The sequence below is a fragment of the Achromobacter marplatensis genome, assembly GCF_049060505.1.
Taxonomy (GTDB): domain Bacteria; phylum Pseudomonadota; class Gammaproteobacteria; order Burkholderiales; family Burkholderiaceae_B; genus Achromobacter; species Achromobacter marplatensis_A.
This window is the reverse complement of the sequence record NZ_JBMGRB010000001.1, coordinates 826,644-848,659: the sequence shown is the minus strand read 5'-3', so window position 1 is coordinate 848,659 and position 22,016 is coordinate 826,644. Positions and strand designations below refer to the sequence as shown.

The window sequence follows — 22,016 nt, the reverse complement described above, 5'->3', positions numbered from 1 at the left end:
TTCAATGATTTTGCGATTGGCGGCCAGCGTCTGCGAAATGCGTCGCGCAAACGCCTCCGGCGCGCCCCCGTCCGGCTGCGTGAAGCAACGCCGTGGTTCGCGGGCAAGGGCCAGGCCACGATTTCCTGGAATGGTTGCGCGGCTGAGGCACTCGTCAGCGCATGGCGCGGACGATGGCCTCGCGCGCCAACCCCATGAATTCGCTTTCGCCGGCCCGGGCAGGCAGCAAGCGGAATTCCACCATCGGCAACGCCGGCAAACCCGGCGCGTGCAGCCGCGCGACGCCCGGTGCCAACGCCGATTCGTTCAGGCAGGCCACGCCCAATCCCGCCGAAATGGCCAACTGCAATCCCGCCACGCCCGAGGCCACGTGCGCCACCGAGTACGGCACGCCGCGGCGCGACAGCAGCCGTTCGACGTACTGCCGCAAGGCGCATGTTTCCGGCAACACCAGCAACGCCAAAGGCTCACCCGCCGGCGCGCCCGCGCCCTCCGCGGCCATCCATAGCAAAGGTTCGCGGCGCAGCAATTCTCCCTGCGCGCGCGCTCGCGGCGCGCCGCGCTCCTGGATCGACATCGATATGCCCACGTCGATCTCGCCACGTTCGTAGGCGGCCTCGATGGCCCCGCTCTTCATGATCGTCACATGCATGCGCACCTGCGGATACTGCTCGTTCAAGCGCCGCAGCATGCGCGCCACGTCGCCGGGGCGGAAATAGTCCGTGATGCACAACCGAAGCTCGCCTCGCAACGACACCCCCCGCAGGTCGCGGTACGCCTCGTCGCTCAACGCCAGGATGGCGCGGGCATGCGCCAACAGACGCTCGCCCGCAGGCGTTGCCGTCACGCCGGCTTTGCCGCGCACCAGCAATGGCTGCCCCGCGCGCTCTTCCAGTTTGCGCATCTGTTCGCTGACGGACGATTGCGACAGGAACACCTTTGGCGCCGCCGCGGTCAGGCTGCCGGATTCCAGCACGGCAACCAGCGTGCGTAGCTGGTCCAGGTCAAATCCAGACATGGCTTATCCAACGGATTAAACGATGGATGGAATCGTAATTTCCCGCTTTTCCGATGTCAACAGGGATCCTAAACTGGCTTCACCCCTACCCCATCAGGAGCCTCTCATGCCTCACATCGTCGTTCACCTCTCCGGCGCCTCCGATGCCGCCATCAACCGCCGCGTCGTCGACGCCGTGGCCGGCGTGACCCGATCAGTACTGGGCAAACAGTTGCCGGTCATCGCCATCACGCTGCAACACATCCCGCATGACCTCTGGTTCATCGGCGGCCGTCCGCTGTCGGAACTGGGCAAGAATGCCTTCCACCTGGACATCAGCGTCACCGACGAGACCAACACCAAGGGTGAAAAGGCGCGCTTCATCAAAGAGATCTACGCGTCATTCCAGGAAATCCTGGGTGAGCTGCATGAGTGCTCATATGTCCACGTGATCGACGCGCGGGCAGCCGCCTATGGCTACGGCGGCGCCACGCAGGAATACCGGCACCAACAAAACGGCGTGTAGCACGCCAGCGCCACGGACGAAAAAAAAGCCGCGCACCCGAAGGTGCGCGGCTTTTTCGCATACAGGCAAAACGCGGGGGCGTTGCCCCCGTCCCGCTTAAACGGCGGCGTCGCGCGCAGCGCGCTTGCGTTCGTTTTCCAGCAGGTGGCGCTTGCGCAGACGGATCGACTTCGGCGTGATTTCCACGAGTTCGTCGTCGTCGATGAATTCCACGGCATATTCCAGCGACATCTGGATCGGCGGAACCAGGCGCACGGCTTCGTCGGTGCCCGAGGCGCGCACGTTGGTCAGCTGCTTGCCCTTGATCGGGTTCACGACCAGGTCGTTGTCGCGGCTGTGAATGCCGATGATCATGCCTTCGTACAGCGCATCGCCCGGGCTCACGAACATGCGGCCGCGGTCCTGCAGCTTCCACAGGGCGTAGGCCACGGCGTCGCCGTGATCCTGGCTGATCAGCACGCCGTTGCGGCGCTCGCCGATCGAACCTTCCTTGACCGGGGCGTACTCATGGAAAATGTGGCTCATCAAGCCCGTGCCGCGCGTCAGCGTCAGGAACTCGTTCTGGAAGCCGATCAGGCCACGAGCCGGAATCAGGTATTCCAGGCGGGTGCGGCCACGGCCGTCCGGCTGCATGTCCTGCAGGTCGCCCTTGCGGCGGCCCAGCTCTTCCATCACGCCGCCCTGGTGGGCGTCTTCGACGTCGACCGTCAGCGATTCAAACGGCTCGCACTTCACGCCGTCGATGTCCTTGAACACCACGCGCGGGCGCGACACGGCCAGCTCGTAGCCTTCGCGGCGCATCGTTTCCAGCAGAATCGTCAGGTGCAGTTCGCCGCGGCCCGACACTTCGAATACCGTGTCGTCGCCCGTATCGCGCACACGCAGCGCCACGTTGGACTTCAGTTCGCGGTCCAGGCGGTCGCGCACTTGGCGGCTGGTCACGAACTTGCCTTCGCGGCCGGCCAGCGGCGACGTGTTCACCATGAAGTTCATGGTCAGCGTCGGCTCGTCGATGCGCAGCATCGGCAGGGCTTCCTGCGTCGTCACGTCGGTGACGGTGCAGCCAATGCCCAGTTCTTCAATACCGTTGATCAGCACGATGTCGCCAGCTTCGGCTTCATCCACCACGACGCGTTCCAGGCCGTGGAACTTCAGCACCTGGTTGATGCGGCCGCGGCCGCCCTGGCCGTCAGGACCGAACTTGTAAGCCACTTCCATACCGGGGCGCATACGGCCACGATTGATGCGACCCACGCCGATCTTGCCGACGTAGCTGTTGTAGTCCAGCGAGATGATCTGCATCTGCAACGGACCGTTGGGATCGTCGTCGCGCTGCGGCACGTGCTGCAGGATGGCTTCGAACAGCGGACGCATATTGCCTTCGCGCACGTCCGGCGTCAGGCCAGCGTAGCCCGACAGGCCCGAGGCGTAGACCACCGGGAAGTCCAGCTGCTCTTCCGTCGCGCCCAGCTTGTCGAACAGGTCGAACGTGGCGTTGATGACGAAGTCGGTGCGAGCGCCCGGGCGGTCGACCTTGTTGACCACGACGATCGGCTTCAGGCCCAGGGCCAGCGCCTTGCGGGTCACGAAAATGGTCTGCGGCATCGGGCCTTCAACGGCGTCAACCAGCAGCAGCACGCCGTCGACCATGGACAGCACGCGTTCGACTTCACCACCGAAGTCAGCGTGACCCGGGGTGTCGACGATGTTGATGTGCGTGCCTTCGTATTCAACGGCACAGTTCTTGGCCAGAATCGTGATGCCGCGTTCTTTTTCCAGATCGTTCGAGTCCATGACCCGTTCGGTCAGCGCCTGGTTTTCGCGGAAGGTGCCGGATTGGCGCAGCAGCTGGTCGACCAGGGTTGTTTTACCGTGGTCCACGTGGGCGATGATGGCGACGTTGCGCAAGGCGCGAGTCATAGCGAGTCCTTTAAGGTCAGGGTGGAAGGCAGCAAGCCCTCCGGCAATTCGTTCAGTGCAAGCAATGCCTGCTTGGGGTCTGGCATGGCCTGCAAGGCTTCCAGCTCAACGGCGCGTTCCAGAGAAAATGGCCCGACATGCGTGCGCCGCAGCGCCGTCAGGTGGGCGAAACAGCCCAGCACGCGCCCGATGTCCTGGGCCAGTGTTCGGATGTATGTGCCTTTACTGCAAGCCACATCGATCTCTGCCTGCGTTCCCGAAAGGGACAACAGCTCGATGCGGTGAATCGTGATCTGGCGCGGGGCCCGTTCCAGCTCGATGCCGGCGCGCGCGTACTCGTACAACGGTTTTCCATCGCGCTTGAGCGCGGAGTACATCGGCGGAATCTGCTCGATCGTGCCCGAGAAACGTGACAGCGCGTCGCGCAGCGCCTGTTCGTCAACGGTAAAGCCCGGTTCGGCGGTGGACACGACATTGCCGGTCAGGTCGCCAGAATCGGTTTCGCTGCCAAATTGCAGCGTAGCGCGATACGCCTTGTCAGCGTTAAGCATCGCGCCGGAAATCTTGGTCGCGCGTCCCATGCAGCACACCAGCAAGCCGGTGGCGAAGGGATCCAACGTGCCCGTGTGACCGGCTTTCGCCGCATCCATGGCACGTTTGGCGCGTTGTAAGGCGTGGTTGCTCGACAAACCTACGGGTTTGTCGAGCAACAGCACACCGTCGAGCAAAAGCCCGCGTCGTTTAGCCATCGTCGGAATCCGTGTTTAGAGCAGTGACGACAGCCCGATCAGGACTGGTCTTCAGGTTCGTCGGGCACGCCCGAATGGGGGCCGGGCCGGTTTGCGCGGTCGATAAGGATCGACATTTCGATACCACGGGCAATTTGCTCGTCGTGGAAGAAACGCAAAGTGGGGACAGTGTGAATGTGCAGCAGCTTATAGAGCTGCGAGTGCAGCCAACCGGCTTTCTCGTTCAGCAAGGCGGTCGCGGCTTCGGGCTCGGCGCCCAAAACCGTGAACCACACCTTGGCATGCGCGTAGTCGGTCGACAATTCCACACCGGAGAGCGTGATCAGGCCAGCGCGAGACATATCGATTTCGCGCTGGATGATCTCGGCCAGATCTTTTTGGATCTGGTCGGCCAGCCGCAGATTGCGGCCGGGGATGGCTTTGGACTTGTGACGGCTCATTAGCAATAATGCCTCGCGACGCTTTACAGCGTACGCGCGATTTCCTTGATTTCAAAGACTTCCAGTTGGTCGCCCACCTGGATGTCATTGTTGCCGCGCAGCGTAAGACCGCAATCGAAGCCCGACTTGACTTCCTTGACGTCGTCCTTGAAGCGGCGCAGCGATTCAAGATGCCCCGTCCAGTGAACCACGTTGTTGCGCAGCAGGCGTACCTGGGAATCGCGGCGGACGATGCCGTCAAGCACCATACAACCGGCGATGTTGCCAAGGCGCGAGATGCTGTAGACCTCACGGATCTCGACCAGGCCGATGATTTCTTCTTTCTTCTCGGGCGCCAACATGCCCGACATGGCCGCCTTAACTTCATCCACGGCGTCGTAAATGATGTTGTAGTAGCGCACGTCGATGCCGTTGTTCTCGGCCAGCTTCTTGGCGCTTGCTTCCGCACGCACATTGAAGCCGATCACGACAGCGTTCGAGGCGATGGCCAAGTTGATGTCGGTTTCCGAGATGCCACCGACAGCCGCGTGCACCACTTGCACACGGACTTCGTCGGTCGACAGCTTGACCAGCGACTGGACCAGCGCTTCTTGCGAACCCTGCACGTCGGTCTTGACGATAAGCGTGAGGGTCTGCGTGCCCTCGCCCAGGTTGTCGAACATCGATTCCAGCTTGGCGGCCTGTTGGCGAGCCAGCTTGACGTCGCGGAACTTGCCTTGGCGGAACAGCGCAATTTCGCGCGCCTTGCGCTCGTCGGACAGCGCCATCAGCTCGTCACCAGCGGCGGGCACTTCGGTCAGGCCCTGGATTTCCACCGGGATCGACGGGCCGGCCGATTGAATCGGCTTGCCGTTTTCGTCCAGCATGGCGCGAACACGGCCGAAGCTTGCGCCGGCCAGCACCACGTCGCCGCGCTTGAGCGTGCCGCTCTGCACCAGAATCGTCGCGACCGGGCCGCGGCCCTTGTCCAGACGGGCTTCGATGACCAGGCCCTTGGCGGCTGCCTCGACCGGTGCCTTCAATTCCAGCACTTCGGCTTGCAGCAGCAGGTTTTCCAGCAGATCGTCGATGCCTTCGCCGGTCTTGGCCGACACGCCCACGAAGGGCACGTCACCACCGTATTCTTCCGGCACGACCTGTTCGGCAACCAATTCCTGCTTGACGCGTTCCGGGTTGGCCGACGGCTTGTCGATCTTGGTCACGGCCACGACCATGGGCACGCCCGCGGCCTTGGCGTGGTGGATGGCTTCACGCGTTTGCGGCATCACGCCGTCGTCGGCGGCAACCACCAGAATCACGATGTCGGTAGCCTTGGCGCCGCGGGCACGCATGGCGGTGAACGCCTCGTGGCCCGGGGTGTCAAGGAAGGTCACCATGCCGCGCTCGGTTTGAACGTGGTAGGCGCCAATGTGTTGCGTAATGCCGCCCGCTTCGCCCGCAGCGACCTTGGCGCGGCGGATGTAGTCCAGCAGCGAGGTCTTGCCGTGGTCGACGTGGCCCATGACGGTCACGACCGGTGCGCGCGGCAGCTGCTCGGCTTCGGAAACCGTGGCGGTTTCGTCCAGGAAGGCTTCCGGGTCATCCAGCTTGGCGGCGATCGCCACGTGGCCCAGTTCCTCGACCACGATCATGGCCGTTTCCTGGTCCAGCACCTGGTTGATGGTGACCATCTGGCCCAGCTTCATCAATTGCTTGATGACTTCGGCGGCCTTGACGGACATCTTGTGAGCCAGGTCGGCCACGCTGATGGTTTCGGGCACGTGGACTTCACGTGCGATGAATTCTTGCGGCGCCGGCTCGTTGCGGCGGTCGTTCTGCTGGTTGCGGCCACCACGGCCGCCGCCCTTGCCACCACCCTTGCCGCCTGCGCGCCAGCCGTCACGGCTGGCCGGGGCTGCCGGCTTGTCGGCGGGCTTCTTGCGCGATGCGTCATCCGACCAGGTCGACGCGACTTCAGCGGTCTTGATGGTCTTCTTCGCACCCGGCGCTGCGGGCTTGGCGTCTTTCTTGGCGCCAGGCGTGGCGCCCGGCTTGCCGGCCGGCTTGTGCAGCGTGCCCGAAATGGGCGCCGCGGCGGGGGCGGCAGGCGCCTCCGGTTCGGGCGCGCGCAGCACCTTGCGGGGACGGTTCAGCATCTCACGCAGCGCGGCGGCTTCGGCCTCGGCGGCACGGCGGGCCTCATCGCGGCCGCCCGACGTAGCGGAGGCGGCGAGCGGCGGGCCGGCACGGCGGTTGTCGGCACGGTTGCCTACCCTGGCGGCAGGCGCGGCAGGCGTAGACGCGGCGGGCGCGGCGGATTTGACGGGTTCGGACTTCGCAGCAGGCTGAGCCTGGGCGACAGGCGCGTTGGCCTGGGAGGAAGATGTTTCTGACTTATTAGCTAGCACAACGGGTTCCGGCTTGGCTTCTTCAGCCAGGGGCTCGGTGGATTCAGTCTTAACTTCGGGCTTGGCCTCGTCGGCCACGGGCTCGGCAGGAGCAGGCGCCGACGTCGATTCGGGTTCAGGCTGGGCCTGGACTTCGGGGGCTTTCGCCTCGACGGGGGCGGGCACTTCGGCCGCGACGGATTCAACAGGCGCGGGCGCTTCAACCGGCGCGGGCGCTTCTACAGCAACGGGCTCTTCCGCCTGGACGGGGGCCGGAGCCTCTGCCTGGACGGGAGTGGCCTCGCGGGGCTCGACCACAGCAGGAGCCTCGGGCGCAGCCGGCGCGGACACCTGCTGCTCGTCTTCGACGGACGCTTCATCTTCGGCGCGCGCGGACGCGGCCTGCTCCAGGGCGATTTCGGAGGGATCACGCTTGACGAACACGCGCTTCTTGCGCACTTCGACCTGAATCGTGCGCGAACGGCCGGTGGCGTCAGCCTGCCGGATTTCGGACGTTTGGCGACGCGTCAGGGTGATCTTCTTGCCTTCGGTCGCGCCATGGGCGCGACGCAGCGATTCGAGCAATTTCGCCTTGTCGCTGTCGGTGACGGAATCGTCAACCGATTTGAGATCAACGCCAGCCGAGCGCAACTGATCCAGCAGCACATTGGCAGGCATTTTCAGCTCGGTAGCGAACTGGGCGACGGTGTTACTCGACATTAGGCTCTCTCTTCCCTATATGCAGCTATTACAAACAACGTGAACTTGCGGTGGATAAAACCTGCACTACCCACCGCAGACCCGTGTCCTTTTGGTTATTCTTCGTCGAACCAATGGGCACGGGCACGCATGATGAGGTCGCTGGCTTCCTGCTCGGTCAAGCCGGCGATTTCCGCCAGTTCGTCCGTTGCCAGTTCGGCCAGATCATCACGCGTATGCACTTGACGCTCGGCCAGCTTGCTGGCCAATTCTTGCGTCATGCCTTCGAGTTCAAGCAAATCCTGTGCGGTCTCAAGGCGCTCTTCCTGGGCAATCGCCTCAGTCAGCAACGCATTGCGGGCACGGGCGCGCAATTCATTGATGGTGTCTTCGTCAAACGCTTCGATTTCCAGCAGTTCCTGCATGGGCACGTAAGCGATTTCCTCGATACCGGTAAAACCTTCGTCGATCAGGATGTCGGCGACTTCCTCATCAACGTCCAGCTTGCTCATGAACGTGGCGCGCAGACCCGACCGCTCGACTTCCTGGCGGTTCAGGCTTTCTTCCGGCGTCATGATATTGATCTGCCAGCCCGTCAGTTCGGACGCCAGGCGCACGTTCTGACCCTTGGCGCCGATGGCCTTGGGCAGGTTTTCTTCGTCGACGACAACGTCCATCGCATGCTTGTCTTCATCAACGACGATCGATTCGACGTTGGCCGGCGCCAGGGCGCCAATGACAAACTGCGCGGGGTCTTCCGACCACAGCACGATATCGACCTGCTCGCCGCCCAGCTCGTTGCGAACCGCGGTAACACGCGAACCGCGCATGCCCACACACGTGCCGATCGGGTCGATACGCTTATCGTAAGCCACCACGGCGATCTTCGCACGCACGCCGGCATCGCGGGCGGCGGCCTTGATCTCCAGCAGGCCCTGCTCGATCTCGGGAACTTCGTTCTCGAACAGCTGGCGGATGAACTCGGGCGAGGTGCGCGACAAGATCACTTGCTGGCCACGCGCGGCGTGGTCAACACGCAACACGAAGGCGCGGACGCGGTCGGCCACCCGGAGGTTTTCCTTCGGGATCATTTCGGAACGCGGCAGGCGCGCTTCGATCTTGCCGGTTTCGACAATGGCGTCGCCCTTGTCCATGCGCTTGATCGTGCCAGACACGATGGTTTCGCCACGGTCCAGGAAGTCGTTCAGCACCTGTTCGCGTTCGGCGTCACGAATTTTCTGCAGAATGGCCTGCTTGGCCGCCTGCGCGCCGATACGGCCGAATTCGATGGGCTCGAGGGGCTCTTCGATGTACTCGCCTTCCTGGATACCGGGGACGATTTCCACCGCGTCCGACAGCATTTCCTGCTTATCGGGTTCTTGCAGCCCGGCTTCATCAGGCACGACCAGCCAACGGCGGAAGCCCTCGTGATCGCCAGTTTCCCTATCGATGGCGACACGAATGTCCGCATCATCCTTGAAGCGCTTTTTCATGGCCGAGGCCAGCGCACTTTCCAGCGCACCGAACACGACGTCGCGCGTGACGTTCTTTTCACGCGCCAAGGCATCGACCAACAGAAGAATTTCGCGACTCATCGCTTTTTGCCCTTGAAATCCAGAACGGGATCCAGTTTTGCACGTTCGATGTCATCGACCGTGAAATTCAAAACCTGGACATCGTTCTTTTTTGCCTCAAATTCGAGACCGAACACGGTCTTGTGCATGCCAGCAGCGGCGTCCGAGGCGGCGGCGTCTTCGGGCACGGTCAGCGTGCCGGAGAAAACCTTACGTCCGTCTAATGCCTCGCGCAGCTTGATTTCGATGCGCTCGCCTGCGAAACGGCGGAATTCGTTCTCGTTGCGCAGCGGGCGGTCAATGCCCGGCGAACCGACTTCCAGCCGCTTATAGTCGATGTTCTCGACTTCAAACACCCGCGACAATTGGCGAGACACCTGCTCGCAGTCTTCGATGCGCACACCGCCGACCCGATCGATCGTCACGCGCAAAAGGCCCAGGGCGGCACGCTCGACGTCTACGAGTTCGAGGTCCATGCCGGCCAAAGCCTCTTCGGTCAATGCGAATAAATCAGCCATATACTCAAAAAAAATGGGCTGTACGCCCAGCCCACCGATATTGCGCAGAGCCCAGCCGCTTCCCTACTGCACGTAAGGAGCAATGCTGGGCAGCGCCCTATATTGCGACCTAATTTGTGGTTTGCGCCACGGGATTCCCCCATACAGCCCCGCCCCAACCCGTCTATCCGGGCCCGGCGGCACTTGGCGCAACTCCGATGCCAACTGCTCTTGCCTACCGCGCGTTGCCTACAGGCCAACACGCTTGATGCCTTCTTGCCGCGCCATCGCCACTCATAAGGTGGCACCCACTTCGGGAACCGCCCCCTGGCGCACTATCTTCACGCACTATCTTCATGGCGCCGCTGCTATTTCAGCGCCGCTGCCACTCAGAGCCATTGCTATTCAGTGCCGCTTATCAGTGCCGCTGCTACTCAGTGCCGCTGCCGGACATGCTGCCAGACACGCGCTATCGAGCACACTGAAGACCGCTGTCGGGCGAAAGGCAATGACGCGAAGCCATGAAAACCATTGATTTTACCAGATAAACCGGAAAATCGCCTGATTCGTCACGGGCTTACGTTTATATGGGACACATCGGCCCCGGCGGCGCGCCCTGCGCGCCGCCTGACCGCACTTAGCGGCCCTGCCGGCCACGCCCGCCCATCACGCCAAGGCGCGATTCGTGGGCCGAAGCGCCACGCGGCTGCCAATCATCGCCACGCGGCGAGGAAGACGACGACGCATTGCGCGGGGCGCGCGGCTTGCCGCCCGCACCCGGTCCCTTGTTGTTGCCGGCGCCGCTTCCGGCCGCGCGCGACGAGCCTTCGGCCTTGTTGCCGCCACGGCCCGCGCCTGCCGGCTTGCCGCCGCGGCTGTTGCCGCCGCCCGCACCCGCCGGCTTGCCACCACCCGGCTTACGGCCGGCAGGCTTGCGGCCGCCACCGCCCAAGGGCGCTTCCGCCACGTTGCCGACAGCATCCGCGGAAGCCATCGGACCCGACGGGCCGTTGGCCGCCACCGAACGGGGACCGCGAGGCTTGCCGCCCGGTTTGCCACCGGGCTTTCCGCCCGGCTTGCCACCCGGCCGCCCCCCGCCCGCAGGCGCTGCCGAACGGCCGCCGGGCTTACCGCCCTTGCGGTTGCCGCCCGCGCCTTCCGCGGCCAACGGATGACCATTGGCATAACCGCCAGCAATCATCAAACCGGTGCCGAACGGATCGGAGGGACATGCCGCCGTTTGGCCCGCGCTGCCCAGACGCCCCCCTTGCAACTTGCCGCGGCGACCGATGCGGGCGCCGTTCATGCCATTGCGATCCATGGTGCCAAAGCCCGGGGGCAAGGCGCTGTCATGCGATTGAGGTTGCTTCGAACGGCGGCGATTGCCACCGGATTCGTCGTCTTCACGCAACAGTCCCAGCTGGACCATCAGCGCCGTCACAAGCGAACCATCCAACTCTTCCCACCGGCCGCGCCGCAGCGTGCGCGGCAAGACCACGTCGCCGAAACGGGTGCGGATCAGACGGCTGACCGTGACGCCGACGGCTTCGAACATGCGGCGGACTTCGCGGTTGCGGCCTTCCTGCAAGGTCACGCGATACCAGCGGTTGCTGCCATCGCCACCCAGGTATTCCAGCGCGCCGAAAGCGGCCAGGCCGTCTTCCAGCTCAATGCCATCGACCAGCGACTGGCGCTGGGCCTCGTCCATTTCGCCCAACACGCGGACCGCGTATTCGCGCTCGGTGCCGTAACGGGGGTGCATGATGCGGTTGGCCATGTCGCCCGAGGTCGTGAAAATCAGCAGACCTTCGGTATTCAAGTCCAGGCGCCCAACCGACAACCACTTGCCGGTGCGCAGCTTGGGCAGGCGCGCAAAGACGCTGGCGCGGCCACCCGGATCGTCGTGGCTGACGATCTCGCCTGCCGGCTTGTGATACAGGATCACGCGCGGCGGCTTCTTCGTATTCACGCGCATGATGGGCTTGCCGTTGACGCGGACCTGGTCATTCGGCGCCACGCGCTGGCCGATATGGGCGGGCTCGCCGTTGACCGACACGCGGCCCGCGACAATCAACTCTTCCATTTCGCGGCGCGAACCGATACCGGCGTCAGCCAGCACCTTGTGCAGCTTGGGCATGACCGAATCGCTGTTCAGGTACTTGCCCAGGCGCTGCTCCATGCGGTCCGCCGAGTCCAGGTACGACAGGGCCTGCTCGGCCTCCTGCTCGCCGCCACGGGAGTCGGGCGACTCAACCGGAGCAACGGCCGCCGCAGGCTGCTGGCCCTCGGCTGCCGGCGCCTGTTCGGCCGTTGCATCGCCGCGACGGCGACGGAACGGCGTCCTCAGCTTGCGCCCGCGCCCACGGGCACCGGCCTCACCTTCGGCTGCCGGCTCACGCGCGGCGGATGCTTCCGGTTGACCGTTGGAAACGGTGTCATCCGAACGGGGATTGTCGTCCTGCATTGCTGTATTCGTTGTCACTGGGACAGCTCCGAATTTCAAACTTGGGTAGGCCTGCCAGGGGCAGGCTCGTCATCATCAGGGGACGCCGACTCACGGACGGCGCGAGGCCGCTCCGGCTCTGCCTCGCCCGACGCCGTGGGAACGACATCAGGGTCGGGCCGAACACGTTCGTCAAGGCCGATGGCGGGCTCATGCCCGGCGGCGCCAGGCGCTGCGTGATCGGTCTCGTCAATCGGTTCGGTCGGTTCCGCGTGTTTTGCGTTCTCGACACTTTCCTTTGCAGCACCGGCTTCTGTGACGTCGGCGGCCATATCGGAAAGGTCGTTGCCCGCCCCTTCGTCGGGAAAACCGGACGGGGTTGGCGTATTGGACAAGCCTTCGGCTTGCTCCCGGACGGTGGGTTCGTCTGCGGGATCCGCGCTTTCTTCTGTGCGCGAAACGACGGATTCTACGCTATCGCCAGGGGCTATGGGTGCATCGTGTTCCGAAACAGACAATTCCGCAACTGGGATATCGTCATTTTCTTTCACGGCCGCCGGCTCATCGATGGCAATTTCGCCCTGCAGCCCGTCGACCTCGGCAGCGGTTTCACCGTCATTTTCGCCATCGGCGGCGGCGTCGTCGGGCTTGGCGTCGTCGACGGGCGCGGCGCCCTCGCCTGTAAGTTGCTGCACTTCGCCCAGATCCAGGCCAGCCAGCGCCGCAGCGGCTTGGGCCGATTCCAACGGCGGAAGCTCATCCAGCGCCCGCAGGCCGAGATCGTCCAGGAATTGGCGCGTCGTGCCGAACAGGGCGGGACGACCCGGCGCATCGCGATGCCCGATGACCTCGATCCACCCCCGGTCCTCGAGCGCCTTCACGATTTGCGAAGACACGGTGACGCCTCGGATGTCCTCGATGTCGCCGCGCGTGACCGGCTGGCGCCAGGCCACGATGGCCAGCGTCTCCATGACTGCGCGCGAATACTTGGGCGGCTTTTCCGGGCTAAGCCGCTCAAGGTAGCGCTGCATGTGCGGGCGGCTCTGGAAACGCCATCCGCTTGCCAGCTGCACTAATTCGAGGCCGCCATCGGCCCAATTGCTTTGCAGCGTCTCCAACAGCCCGCGCAGCTTGCTGTTGTCGAATTGTTCATCGTCCCCGAATAGCTTGCGCATATCGGACAGTTGCATCGGCTGCACCGCGCATAACAGCGCGGTTTCCAGCACGAGTATTGCCTCGCTATCATTCATCGACATTCAGATTCAAAAAGGGCTAACTTGCGCTAGGTTGAAAATAAGGTTAATATTCTTTTCTCAGACGCGGGGTGGAGCAGTCTGGCAGCTCGTCGGGCTCATAACCCGAAGGTCGTAGGTTCAAATCCTGCCCCCGCAACCAAATTGACGAAGGCCTGGCGAATGCGCCGGGCCTTTTTCATTTGTGCCCACAATGTGCCCACAATATTCTTGCCCGCGAACTTCATTTGCGTCGGCAAACCCAACACCTGTTGCGCCGCGACTCGCGTATCTTGCGCCGATGGGGCCCGCGCCAAATCGCTAGCGGCAACACGTGCAATCAAAGCAGGCGTCACAATGAACGCCGCGCCCGCACCCGCCAGCAAGGCCCCAGCAAAAGCGGGCTCGCGACAGACGGCATGGGCTTGCGTAGTGTTCACAACATTCCTGGGTTGACTGTCATGCATGACGGGCTGCGCGGCGAACCGCGCGTTGGCATGCGCCGAAACGGCCGCGCCAATCAAGATAGGGCGATATGCCTGCCTGATTTCCATCACGGCAGACGCCTTAAGCAAATTCTGGAAAAGCTGGCATTACACGCCAACACAAGCCTGCGGGACACGCTGGTAACCCAGCGCCTATTTCCTGCGGCGATCAGTATCAAGACCTGGATCGTCAGGCATCGGATTCGGCATTGTGGCTGGCCGCCACCCTGAACCCCATGCGCCCCCTCGCGCATACGAAGACCCACTTCGTGATGCGATGACCAATTCCAGGCCGGACTTACGATTCTTAGCTATTTTCGACGACTACATGCTAGCGGACATTGGCCCGCCGCAATATGGCTTGCTGGCGTATGCCCGGACAAAATATGCCCGGCCCGCCATGACAATACCCAAATTATACCGCCATAACTCTGGCCCTCAACCCCGACCGCCCTCGAAGCCTTCGCCTCAAGACGGCGCCCCCGGGGGCACCGCAGACACCGAGACGGGCTTATCCCACGGCGCGGAACCCAGACGCTCCACCAGAAAATCCAGCATCGAACGCAAGATCAACGGCATCTGGCGGCGCGAGGCATAAACGCCGTAAATGCCCAGTTCCTGCGGCTTGCACTGCGGCAGAATAGCTTTCAAGCGCCCCGCCGCCAGATACTCGGCCGCGTAGTAAGTCGGCAGCATGGCGATGCCCGCGCCCTCCAGCGCGGCGCTCGACAGTACCGAGACCTCATTCGCGCTGATATTGCCGCTGACCGGCACATCCACTGGCTGGCCATCGCGTTCGAATCGCCACAGGCTTTTGCCAAAATAGGAATGCGTCAGGCAATTGCGCAAGGACAGATCTTCGATGCGCGCCGGCACGCCTTCGCGCGCCAGGTAGTCGGGCGATGCGCACACCACCGAGCGGCAGACGGCCAATTTACGCGCGATCAGGTTGGGGTCCAGGTCATTCGTGATCCGGACCGCCAGGTCTACCCGCTCTTCGACCAGATTGACAGCGCGCTCGACCAGCATCAAATCCACGGAGGTGCCGGGGTGCTGCTTGACGTAATCGGTAACCACGCTGGCCAAATGCCTTGAACCGAAGGACATGCTGGTCGTAATGCGCAGCAAGCCGCGCGGCGTGTCTTCCGGGGTGGATACCGCGCTACGCAGATCGCCCACCATGTCGAGCATCTGCCGGCACCGCGGCAAGGTTTCCGCCCCCGCAGGCGTGAGGCTGAGCCGGCGCGTGGTGCGATGCAGCAAACGCACGCCCACCCACTGTTCCATTTCGGCCAGATACCGCGACACCATCGCACGCGACATGTCCAAATGGACTGCCGCCGCCGATAGGCTCCCCCGATCGGCGACTTCGACGAACACCTGCATGGCTTTCAGACGATCCATGATTGTCTCGGTTCTTGCATCAGACCGTACCGGTTATACCGTATTTCCATGCAACATCCGTGCAGAAATCGCGACACGAGAATTCAGCCTGCCGCGCGACAAAGGCTGGACAGGCGCCCCCTCAAGCAGGCAATTGCCCCAGCGCCTGCAAGACCTCGGCGCGCACGTTGTCCGCATCCAGCCCGCGCAGGATGTAGACAAGATGCGACGCGCGGTCATCACTGGGCCATTGCGACAGCGTGCTTAGCGGATACAGTTCGCCATGGACGCCGTGCACCTCGCATGGCAGCGCCTCGCCTTCGAAACACACCAACCCCTTCATCCGAAGCACCCCCTGGCCAAAGCGCTCCTGGATGCGCGACACGCCGGCCAGAAAGGCGGCTCGACCCAGCGGCGCGGACAAGGTCAACGAAAAACTGGCAACTTGCGCATGGCGGTCGGCGACCGGACGCGCGAAGGCCTGCAGCCAGTTCGCCAGCGCGACGCCATCCCGGCGCGCAAGCGCATCGGGGCCGTCGCGCAGCACTCCTGCCAAGGGCGCATCCTGCCGCTGGACGCAACGCTGCGCGCCGGGGTTGATAGCGATGACCGCCTGTTCTACCCGCCGCAATTGCGCTGCGTCCGCCAACTCTGATTTACCGAGCACGACGGCATCGGCTAGCGCCAATTGCCGCGCCGCTTCGGGCTGCGACGCCAATTGCTCCTCGCCGTGCCGCACGTCCACGACCACGATCGCGCCGCGATACGCGTAACGCTCGGACAAGAACCGATCGTGTTTGAGCATGAACAGGATCGACGCGGGATCCGCCAACCCGCTCGTTTCAATCAGCACGCGGCGAAACGGCTTGATCCGGCGACTGAGCGCCAGCATGAAAAGGTCGCGCAGCGTGTCCACTACGGCGCCACTGACAACACAACAGAGGCAACCGCCCTCGATCAACACGACATTCGCTGGCGCCAGGCGCACTAGATGATGATCGACGCCGACATCGCCATATTCATTGACGATGACCAACGCGTCGGCGTATGCCGGCTCGTGCAGCAACCGGTTCAGCAGCGTGGTCTTGCCACTGCCCAGAAACCCTGAAATCACCGTCACGCCAATGCGCTTGTCCCCGTCCATACCCATTCGTCCAACGGGAGCTACCCCGGATTTTGCGGCCGCCCCCACACCGGAAACGGATCCGCCAGCGCAGCCAGCTCACTGGCGGGCCGCGTCATTTCTTCCTGCGTCATCAAACACGCCTGCAAGCGCGCCCGCAGCGCCGCCTCGTCCATGCCGATGCCGATCAGCACCAATTCCTGGCGCCGGTCGCCATAGACCGGATCCCAGTCCGACAGAATCGCTTTCCGCGATTCCACATCTTCGGGCCATTGCTCGCGCGGCAGCGCCGCCCACCAGTAACCTGCCGCGCCATGGCGCACGATTGCCCCCGCCTGGGACCACGACGCCGCGAACGCCGGCCGCGTCACCAGCCAGAAATAGCCCTTCGACCTTACGACGCCAGGCCACTCCTGATGGACGCAATCCCAGAAACGCCGCGGGTGGAACGGGCGCTTGGCACGAAACACGAAACTGCCAATGCCGTACTCCTGGCTCTCTGGAACGTGCTCGCCACGCAACGTCTTCAGCCAGCCCGGCGCCTGCGCGGCGGCTTCGAAATCAAACCGCCCCGTATCCAGCACGCTTGCCATTGGAACCCGGCCGAATTCGCTGCGGATGATATGCGCACGCGGGTTCAGTTGGCCCAACATCGCTTCCAGGCGAGCCAGTTCGTCAGGCTCCACCAGATCGGTCTTGTTCAAGACAATGACGTCGCAAAATTCCACTTGCTCGATCAGCAGGTCCACGACGGTGCGCGCATCCTCGTTGCCAAGGGTCTCGCCGCGCTCCGCCAAACTGTCTTGACTGGCGTAGTCCCGCAAGAAGTTGAAAGCATCCACTACCGTGACCATCGTGTCCAGCCGGGCAACATCGCCCAGGCTGACACCGTCATCGTCGCGGAACGTGAACGTCTCGGCCACCGGCAAGGGCTCGGAGATGCCTGTCGATTCGATCAACAAGTAATCAAAACGCCCCTCGGCGGCCAAGCGGCGGATCTCCACCAGCAGATCTTCACGGAGCGTACAGCAGATGCAGCCATTGCTCATTTCGACCAGCTTTTCGTCGGCGCGCGATAGCGCCGCCCCGCCCTCGCGCACCAGGCGCGCATCGATATTGACTTCGGACATGTCATTGACGATAACCGCCACCCGCCGCCCTTCGCGGTTGTTCAACACATGATTCAGCAACGTCGTCTTGCCCGCCCCCAAGAACCCGGACAGCACCGTTACCGGCAAGCGCCCATCACGCAACGGATCCGTCTCATTCATCAACGTCATGGCTTCACTCCAAAAATAGAATGTTATTACATAACACTAATGGCGAAAACCACTACCCGCATTCGGACGAATCGCGCATTGATTCAGGTAATCGGATATCGGCGAAGGCAAAAAAGGGCCAAGGCGGCCTAGGCGTGAGAAACACGCGGAAAGGCATGGAAGCGCAAAACAAAAAGGGCCACTCACTTTCGTGGGTGACCCTTTCGTGTTCGGCGCCAGTTTGGCGCGGAACTTGTCGGTACTGAATTCTTTTGGCTCCCCGAGCTGGGCTCGAACCAGCGACCTGCGGATTAACAGTCCGTCGCTCTACCGACTGAGCTATCGGGGATCTGCCAAGAACGTAATTATGACCTAAATTTTTTTCCCATGCAAATCGCGAATTTTTTAGTTCTTTTTAAGCCGTTTGTTTCCCATCACGAAAAAACTCTGATATGATTTCGGTCTTTCCAGATCAGGCCCCATAAACAGGGCAGCGAACTGGGAAGAACAAAGATGTTTTGCCTGAAGTTCAGCATCGCCGAATTCAACACCGGCACGCAAGAATCGAAGCAAATGGTCTTGCCGGCATAGCTCAGTTGGTAGAGCAGCGCATTCGTAATGCGAAGGTCGTAGGTTCGACTCCTATTGCCGGCACCAAATTCAAAAAGCAGCCCTCTCGGGCTGCTTTTTTCATTTCCGCTCCGCCATCCCTCTTGCGGGCCCGATCACGGGAACTCAATCCGCCTGCCGCGCGTCCAACTTGCTGGATTTCCTTCCCCACCAAGCGAAGACCACCATGCGCATCCTACTCGTCGAAGACGACATCATGATCGGTGAAAGCGTATTGGACTGCCTGCGCGCGGAGCATTACGCCGTCGACTGGGTCAAGGACGGCAACGCTGCGGAACTTGCCCTGCGCACCGACACCTATGACCTGATCCTGCTGGACCTGGGCTTGCCCAAACGCGATGGCCTGACCTTGCTGCGCGATCTGCGCACCCGCAAGGACCGCACCCCGGTGCTGATCGCCACCGCCCGCGACGCCGTCAGCGACCGCATCGCCGGATTGGATGCAGGCGCGGACGACTACATTGTCAAACCTTATGACGTGGATGAACTCCTGGCCCGCATGCGCGCCCTGATTCGCCGCAGCGCCGGCCGCGCCGAGCCGGTGTTCGAACACGACGGCATCACCATCGATCCGCAATCGCACGCGGCCATGGTGGACGGCACCCCGGTTGCCCTGACCGCCCGCGAATGGGCGGTGCTGGAGCCCCTGATCGCCCGGCCCGGCATGATCTTTTCGCGTGCGCAGCTGGAAGAGAAGCTCTACAGCTGGAAAGACAGCGTCAGCAGCAACGCCGTTGAGGTTTATATTCATGGCCTGCGCAAAAAACTGGGTCAGGACCTGATTCAGAACGTCAGAGGCGTCGGCTATGTCATTCCCAAAACATGAGCATGCGGCTTAGCTACTCGCTGAGAGCCCGCCTGCTTTTCTTCCTTCTGGCCGCCATTGCGGTCGGCGCGCTGGTGCAAGGTGCAATCGCCTACCGCAGCACGCTGGCGCAGGCCGACGATATCTTTGATTCCCTGCTGCAACGAACCGCCCTGTCGCTGGGTACCGGGGATGGGTTGCTCAGGACCGGCCCCACCCATGCGCGCGGCGCGGGCTCGCCCGTCGCCGACGACCTGATCATCCAGATATGGACGCCCGACGGCCTGCGCGTGTTCAATTCGCGGTCGCGCCGGCCCTTGCCCGATCAAATCGTGCTGGGCTTTTCCGACGCCCGGATGGAAGGCATTACCTATCGCGTGTATTCGCTAGCCACGCCGTTCCAGGTAATCCAGGTGGCGCAGGATATGGACGTCCGCAAGGACATGGCGCGCGCGCTTGCACTGCGCACCATCGCGCCCATTGCCGCCGCCGCGCCATTGCTGATGCTGATTATCTGGTGCGTGGTCAGTTGGTCGCTGCGGCCAGTCAAGCGTGCCCGCGCCCAGGTGGCGGCACGCCAGCCCGAAGACCTGTCGCCGGTCAATGTTCACGGCTTGCCTGACGAGATCCAGCCCCTGATCCAGGAACTTAACCTGCTGCTGGAACGCATGCGCGGCGCCTTCGCCCAACAGAAGCAGTTCGTGGGCGACGCGGCGCATGAGCTGCGTTCGCCGCTGGCCGCGCTGCGTCTGCAGTTGCAGGCCTTGCAACGCGCCGGCGACGCCGACAGCCGCCAACTGGCCGAACAGCGCCTGGCGGCCGGCATCGACCGCGCCACTCGCCTGGTCGAGCAATTGCTGTCCATGGCCCGCCACGAAAGCGCGGCGGCGCCCTCGCCCGCCGGCCCCGTAGATCTGGCCGACGTCTTGCGCCAGGCAATATCCGAAACGCTGCCGCAAGCCAACGCCAAGTCGATCAACATCAACATGGAAGGGGCGGCGCAAGCCCCGTTGCAGGGGCATCGCGATGCGTTGGTGCTATTGGCGCGCAACTTGCTCGACAACGCGGTCAAGCATACGCCCGAGGGCAAGCACATCCGGCTGCGCCTGGAACAGACCGCGGACAATACCCGATTCATGATCGACGACGAAGGGCCGGGCATCCCGCCAGCGGAGCGCGAACGCGTGTTCGACCGCTTCTACCGCGCCGAAGGCAACACGCAGCACGGCAGCGGACTGGGGCTATCGATCGCCCGCGCCATTGCCGAGCGACACGGTGCGCGCATCTTGCTGGAAGACGTGCCCGGCGGCTCGGGACTGCGCGCGCGGGTGGAATTCCCCCGCCCCCCAATGAGGCCCGCGATTTAAGATTCCCCTAAGTGTCAGGCCCGATGATTGCGCCATGCCCTCAAACATGAACGCAGGAGCCGACATGAAAACCTCGCAATTGACCCATTCGCGCCTGGTGCTGGCGCTGCTGGCCGCTGGCGCCATTGGCGGCGCCGGCGCCACCGCCTTCACCGGCAGCGTGTCGATGGCGGCCAATGCGCCGACCGCCGCCACCGCGCCGCAGACGATCAACCCCTCCAGCCCGCCCAATTTCGCGCAGATCACCCGCGACTTCGGGCCTGCCGTCGTCAATATCAGCGTCAGCGGCACCCGCAAAGTGTCCGCCGACGACGATGACCCCTTTGCCCAGTTCTTCGGCCAGATCCCCGGATCCCGAGGCCGCATGCCTTCGCGCGAAGTCCCGATGCGCGGGGAAGGCTCCGGCTTCATCATCAGTAACGATGGCATCATCCTGACCAACGCGCACGTTGTGCAGGACGCCAAGGAAGTCACGGTAAAGCTGACTGACCGCCGCGAGTACAAGGCCAAGGTACTGGGCGCGGACCGGCAAACGGACGTGGCCGTGCTCAAGATCGACGCCAAAAACCTGCCGGTTGTGAAGGTGGGCGACGTGAACCAGTTGCAAGTGGGTGAATGGGTGCTGGCTATTGGTTCGCCCTACGGCCTTGAAAACACCGCGACTGCGGGCATCGTCAGCGCCAAGGGCCGGTCGCTGCCCGACGACACGTCGGTCCCTTTCATCCAGACAGACGTGGCGGTCAACCCGGGCAATTCGGGCGGCCCGCTGTTTAATGACCGCGGCGAAGTCGTGGGCATCAATTCCCAGATCTATAGCCGCACCGGCGGGTTCCAGGGGCTGTCGTTTTCCATCCCCATCGATGTGGCCTACAAGATCAAGGACCAGATCCTGGAGCACGGCAAGGTGCAGCACGCCCGCCTGGGCGTGACGGTGCAGGAAGTGAATCAGGACCTGGCCAACTCCTTCAAGCTGGCGTCCCCGTCGGGCGCGCTGGTGTCCAGCGTCGAAAAAGGCAGCGCGGCCGACAAGGCCGGCCTGCAGCCCGGCGACGTGGTGCGAAAGATCGACGACAAGACCATCGTGTCCTCGGGCGACCTGGCCTCCCTGATCACACTCGCCTCGCCGGGCGAAAAGATCAAGATGGACGTGTGGCGCGCCGGCGCGCCCAAGGAACTGGTAGCCACTCTTGGGGGCATCCCCAAAGACAAGACGCAAGCGTCGGCAGGCGATCAGGACCTGCAGCGCGGTCAATTGGGTCTTGCCCTGCGGCCGCTGAGCCCGCAGGAACAGCAAGCGTCCGGCACTGAAGGCTTGCTGATCGAACGCGCCGCTGGCCCGGCCGCCAAGGCGGGCATCGAACCGGGCGACGTGCTGCTTTCTTTGAATGGCATGCCCGTGCACAACATCGGGCAAGTGAAGGAAGCGCTGTCCAAAGCGGGCAAGACCGTCGCCCTGCTGGTCCAGCGCGGCGAAGACAAGATCTTCGTGCCAGTGCAAATCGGCTAAGCCGATCCGCCGGC

The 22,016-nt window shown here is 63.2% G+C and carries 16 protein-coding genes and 3 tRNA genes; 6 read left to right on the top strand and 13 right to left on the bottom strand.

Annotated features, from left to right (window positions below; genetic code table 11):
* Positions 1-154: 154 nt before the first annotated feature.
* A complete protein-coding gene (locus ACI0FO_RS03775; RefSeq protein WP_416024214.1) occupies positions 155-1,018 on the bottom strand; it encodes a LysR family transcriptional regulator in 864 nt (287 codons plus the stop codon).
* A 106-nt stretch (positions 1,019-1,124) separates the two neighbouring features.
* On the opposite strand from ACI0FO_RS03775, the gene ACI0FO_RS03770 reads away from it, so the two are divergent.
* Positions 1,125-1,523 carry a tautomerase family protein gene (locus tag ACI0FO_RS03770; protein WP_416024212.1) on the top strand — a complete coding sequence of 133 codons (399 nt, stop codon included), beginning with the start codon at positions 1,125-1,127 and terminating at the stop codon, positions 1,521-1,523.
* Between the two features lie 96 nt (positions 1,524-1,619).
* Here the strand turns inward: ACI0FO_RS03770 and typA are convergent, their stop codons facing one another.
* From typA to scpB, 8 genes are all read right to left on the bottom strand, one after another.
* Positions 1,620-3,443, bottom strand: coding sequence for a translational GTPase TypA (gene typA, locus ACI0FO_RS03765; RefSeq protein WP_416024210.1), 1,824 nt, complete (start codon positions 3,441-3,443; stop codon positions 1,620-1,622).
* Positions 3,440-4,192: a tRNA pseudouridine(55) synthase TruB gene (gene truB, locus ACI0FO_RS03760; protein ID WP_006218274.1), complete on the bottom strand. Its 753-nt coding sequence runs from the start codon at positions 4,190-4,192 to the stop codon at positions 3,440-3,442. The genes typA and truB overlap by 4 nt, the downstream gene beginning before the upstream one ends.
* A gap of 38 nt (positions 4,193-4,230) precedes the next feature.
* The gene (rbfA, locus tag ACI0FO_RS03755) at positions 4,231-4,632 is read right to left on the bottom strand and encodes a 30S ribosome-binding factor RbfA (RefSeq protein WP_006218273.1); all 402 of its coding nucleotides are present in this window, start codon (positions 4,630-4,632) and stop codon (positions 4,231-4,233) included.
* A 23-nt stretch (positions 4,633-4,655) separates the two neighbouring features.
* Positions 4,656-7,718 carry a translation initiation factor IF-2 gene (infB, locus tag ACI0FO_RS03750; RefSeq protein ID WP_416024207.1) on the bottom strand — a complete coding sequence of 1,021 codons (3,063 nt, stop codon included), beginning with the start codon at positions 7,716-7,718 and terminating at the stop codon, positions 4,656-4,658.
* 95 nt (positions 7,719-7,813) lie between these two features.
* Positions 7,814-9,292 (bottom strand): transcription termination factor NusA, encoded by a 1,479-nt coding sequence (nusA, locus tag ACI0FO_RS03745; RefSeq protein ID WP_169270978.1) that lies wholly within the window; start codon positions 9,290-9,292, stop codon positions 7,814-7,816.
* On the bottom strand, positions 9,289-9,789 hold the full coding sequence (gene rimP / locus ACI0FO_RS03740; RefSeq protein ID WP_105555541.1) for a ribosome maturation factor RimP: 501 nt from the start codon (positions 9,787-9,789) through the stop codon (positions 9,289-9,291). The genes nusA and rimP overlap by 4 nt, the downstream gene beginning before the upstream one ends.
* A 616-nt stretch (positions 9,790-10,405) precedes the next feature.
* Positions 10,406-12,232, bottom strand: coding sequence for a pseudouridine synthase (locus ACI0FO_RS03735; RefSeq protein ID WP_416024205.1), 1,827 nt, complete (start codon positions 12,230-12,232; stop codon positions 10,406-10,408).
* A 35-nt stretch (positions 12,233-12,267) separates the two neighbouring features.
* Positions 12,268-13,467, bottom strand: coding sequence for an SMC-Scp complex subunit ScpB (scpB, locus tag ACI0FO_RS03730; RefSeq protein WP_416024203.1), 1,200 nt, complete (start codon positions 13,465-13,467; stop codon positions 12,268-12,270).
* 62 nt (positions 13,468-13,529) lie between these two features.
* Between scpB and ACI0FO_RS03725 the strand changes: the two genes are divergently transcribed.
* A tRNA-Met gene (locus ACI0FO_RS03725) sits at positions 13,530-13,606 on the top strand.
* A gap of 790 nt (positions 13,607-14,396) precedes the next feature.
* Here ACI0FO_RS03725 and ACI0FO_RS03720 read toward each other — a convergent pair.
* The 4 genes from ACI0FO_RS03720 to ACI0FO_RS03705 all read right to left on the bottom strand — a co-directional run bounded on the left by ACI0FO_RS03720 (position 14,397) and on the right by ACI0FO_RS03705 (position 18,042).
* Entirely contained in the window at positions 14,397-15,332 is a 936-nt protein-coding gene (locus ACI0FO_RS03720; RefSeq protein ID WP_416024201.1) for a LysR family transcriptional regulator, read from the bottom strand.
* Between the two features lie 121 nt (positions 15,333-15,453).
* Positions 15,454-16,455: a CobW family GTP-binding protein gene (locus ACI0FO_RS03715; protein ID WP_416024199.1), complete on the bottom strand. Its 1,002-nt coding sequence runs from the start codon at positions 16,453-16,455 to the stop codon at positions 15,454-15,456.
* A gap of 20 nt (positions 16,456-16,475) precedes the next feature.
* A complete protein-coding gene (gene zigA / locus ACI0FO_RS03710) occupies positions 16,476-17,714 on the bottom strand; it encodes a zinc metallochaperone GTPase ZigA (RefSeq protein ID WP_416024198.1) in 1,239 nt (412 codons plus the stop codon).
* Between the two features lie 252 nt (positions 17,715-17,966).
* A tRNA-Asn gene (locus ACI0FO_RS03705) sits at positions 17,967-18,042 on the bottom strand.
* 232 nt (positions 18,043-18,274) lie between these two features.
* Between ACI0FO_RS03705 and ACI0FO_RS03700 the strand changes: the two genes are divergently transcribed.
* The 4 genes from ACI0FO_RS03700 (at position 18,275) to ACI0FO_RS03685 (ending at position 22,002) form a co-directional block, all read left to right on the top strand.
* Positions 18,275-18,350, top strand: a tRNA-Thr gene (locus tag ACI0FO_RS03700).
* A gap of 139 nt (positions 18,351-18,489) precedes the next feature.
* The gene (locus ACI0FO_RS03695; RefSeq protein ID WP_105555542.1) at positions 18,490-19,149 is read left to right on the top strand and encodes a response regulator; all 660 of its coding nucleotides are present in this window, start codon (positions 18,490-18,492) and stop codon (positions 19,147-19,149) included.
* The gene (locus tag ACI0FO_RS03690) at positions 19,146-20,495 is read left to right on the top strand and encodes an ATP-binding protein (protein ID WP_416024196.1); all 1,350 of its coding nucleotides are present in this window, start codon (positions 19,146-19,148) and stop codon (positions 20,493-20,495) included. The genes ACI0FO_RS03695 and ACI0FO_RS03690 overlap by 4 nt, the downstream gene beginning before the upstream one ends.
* A 64-nt stretch (positions 20,496-20,559) precedes the next feature.
* Positions 20,560-22,002 (top strand): DegQ family serine endoprotease, encoded by a 1,443-nt coding sequence (locus ACI0FO_RS03685; RefSeq protein WP_416024194.1) that lies wholly within the window; start codon positions 20,560-20,562, stop codon positions 22,000-22,002.
* The last annotated feature ends 14 nt before the right edge of the window (positions 22,003-22,016 follow it).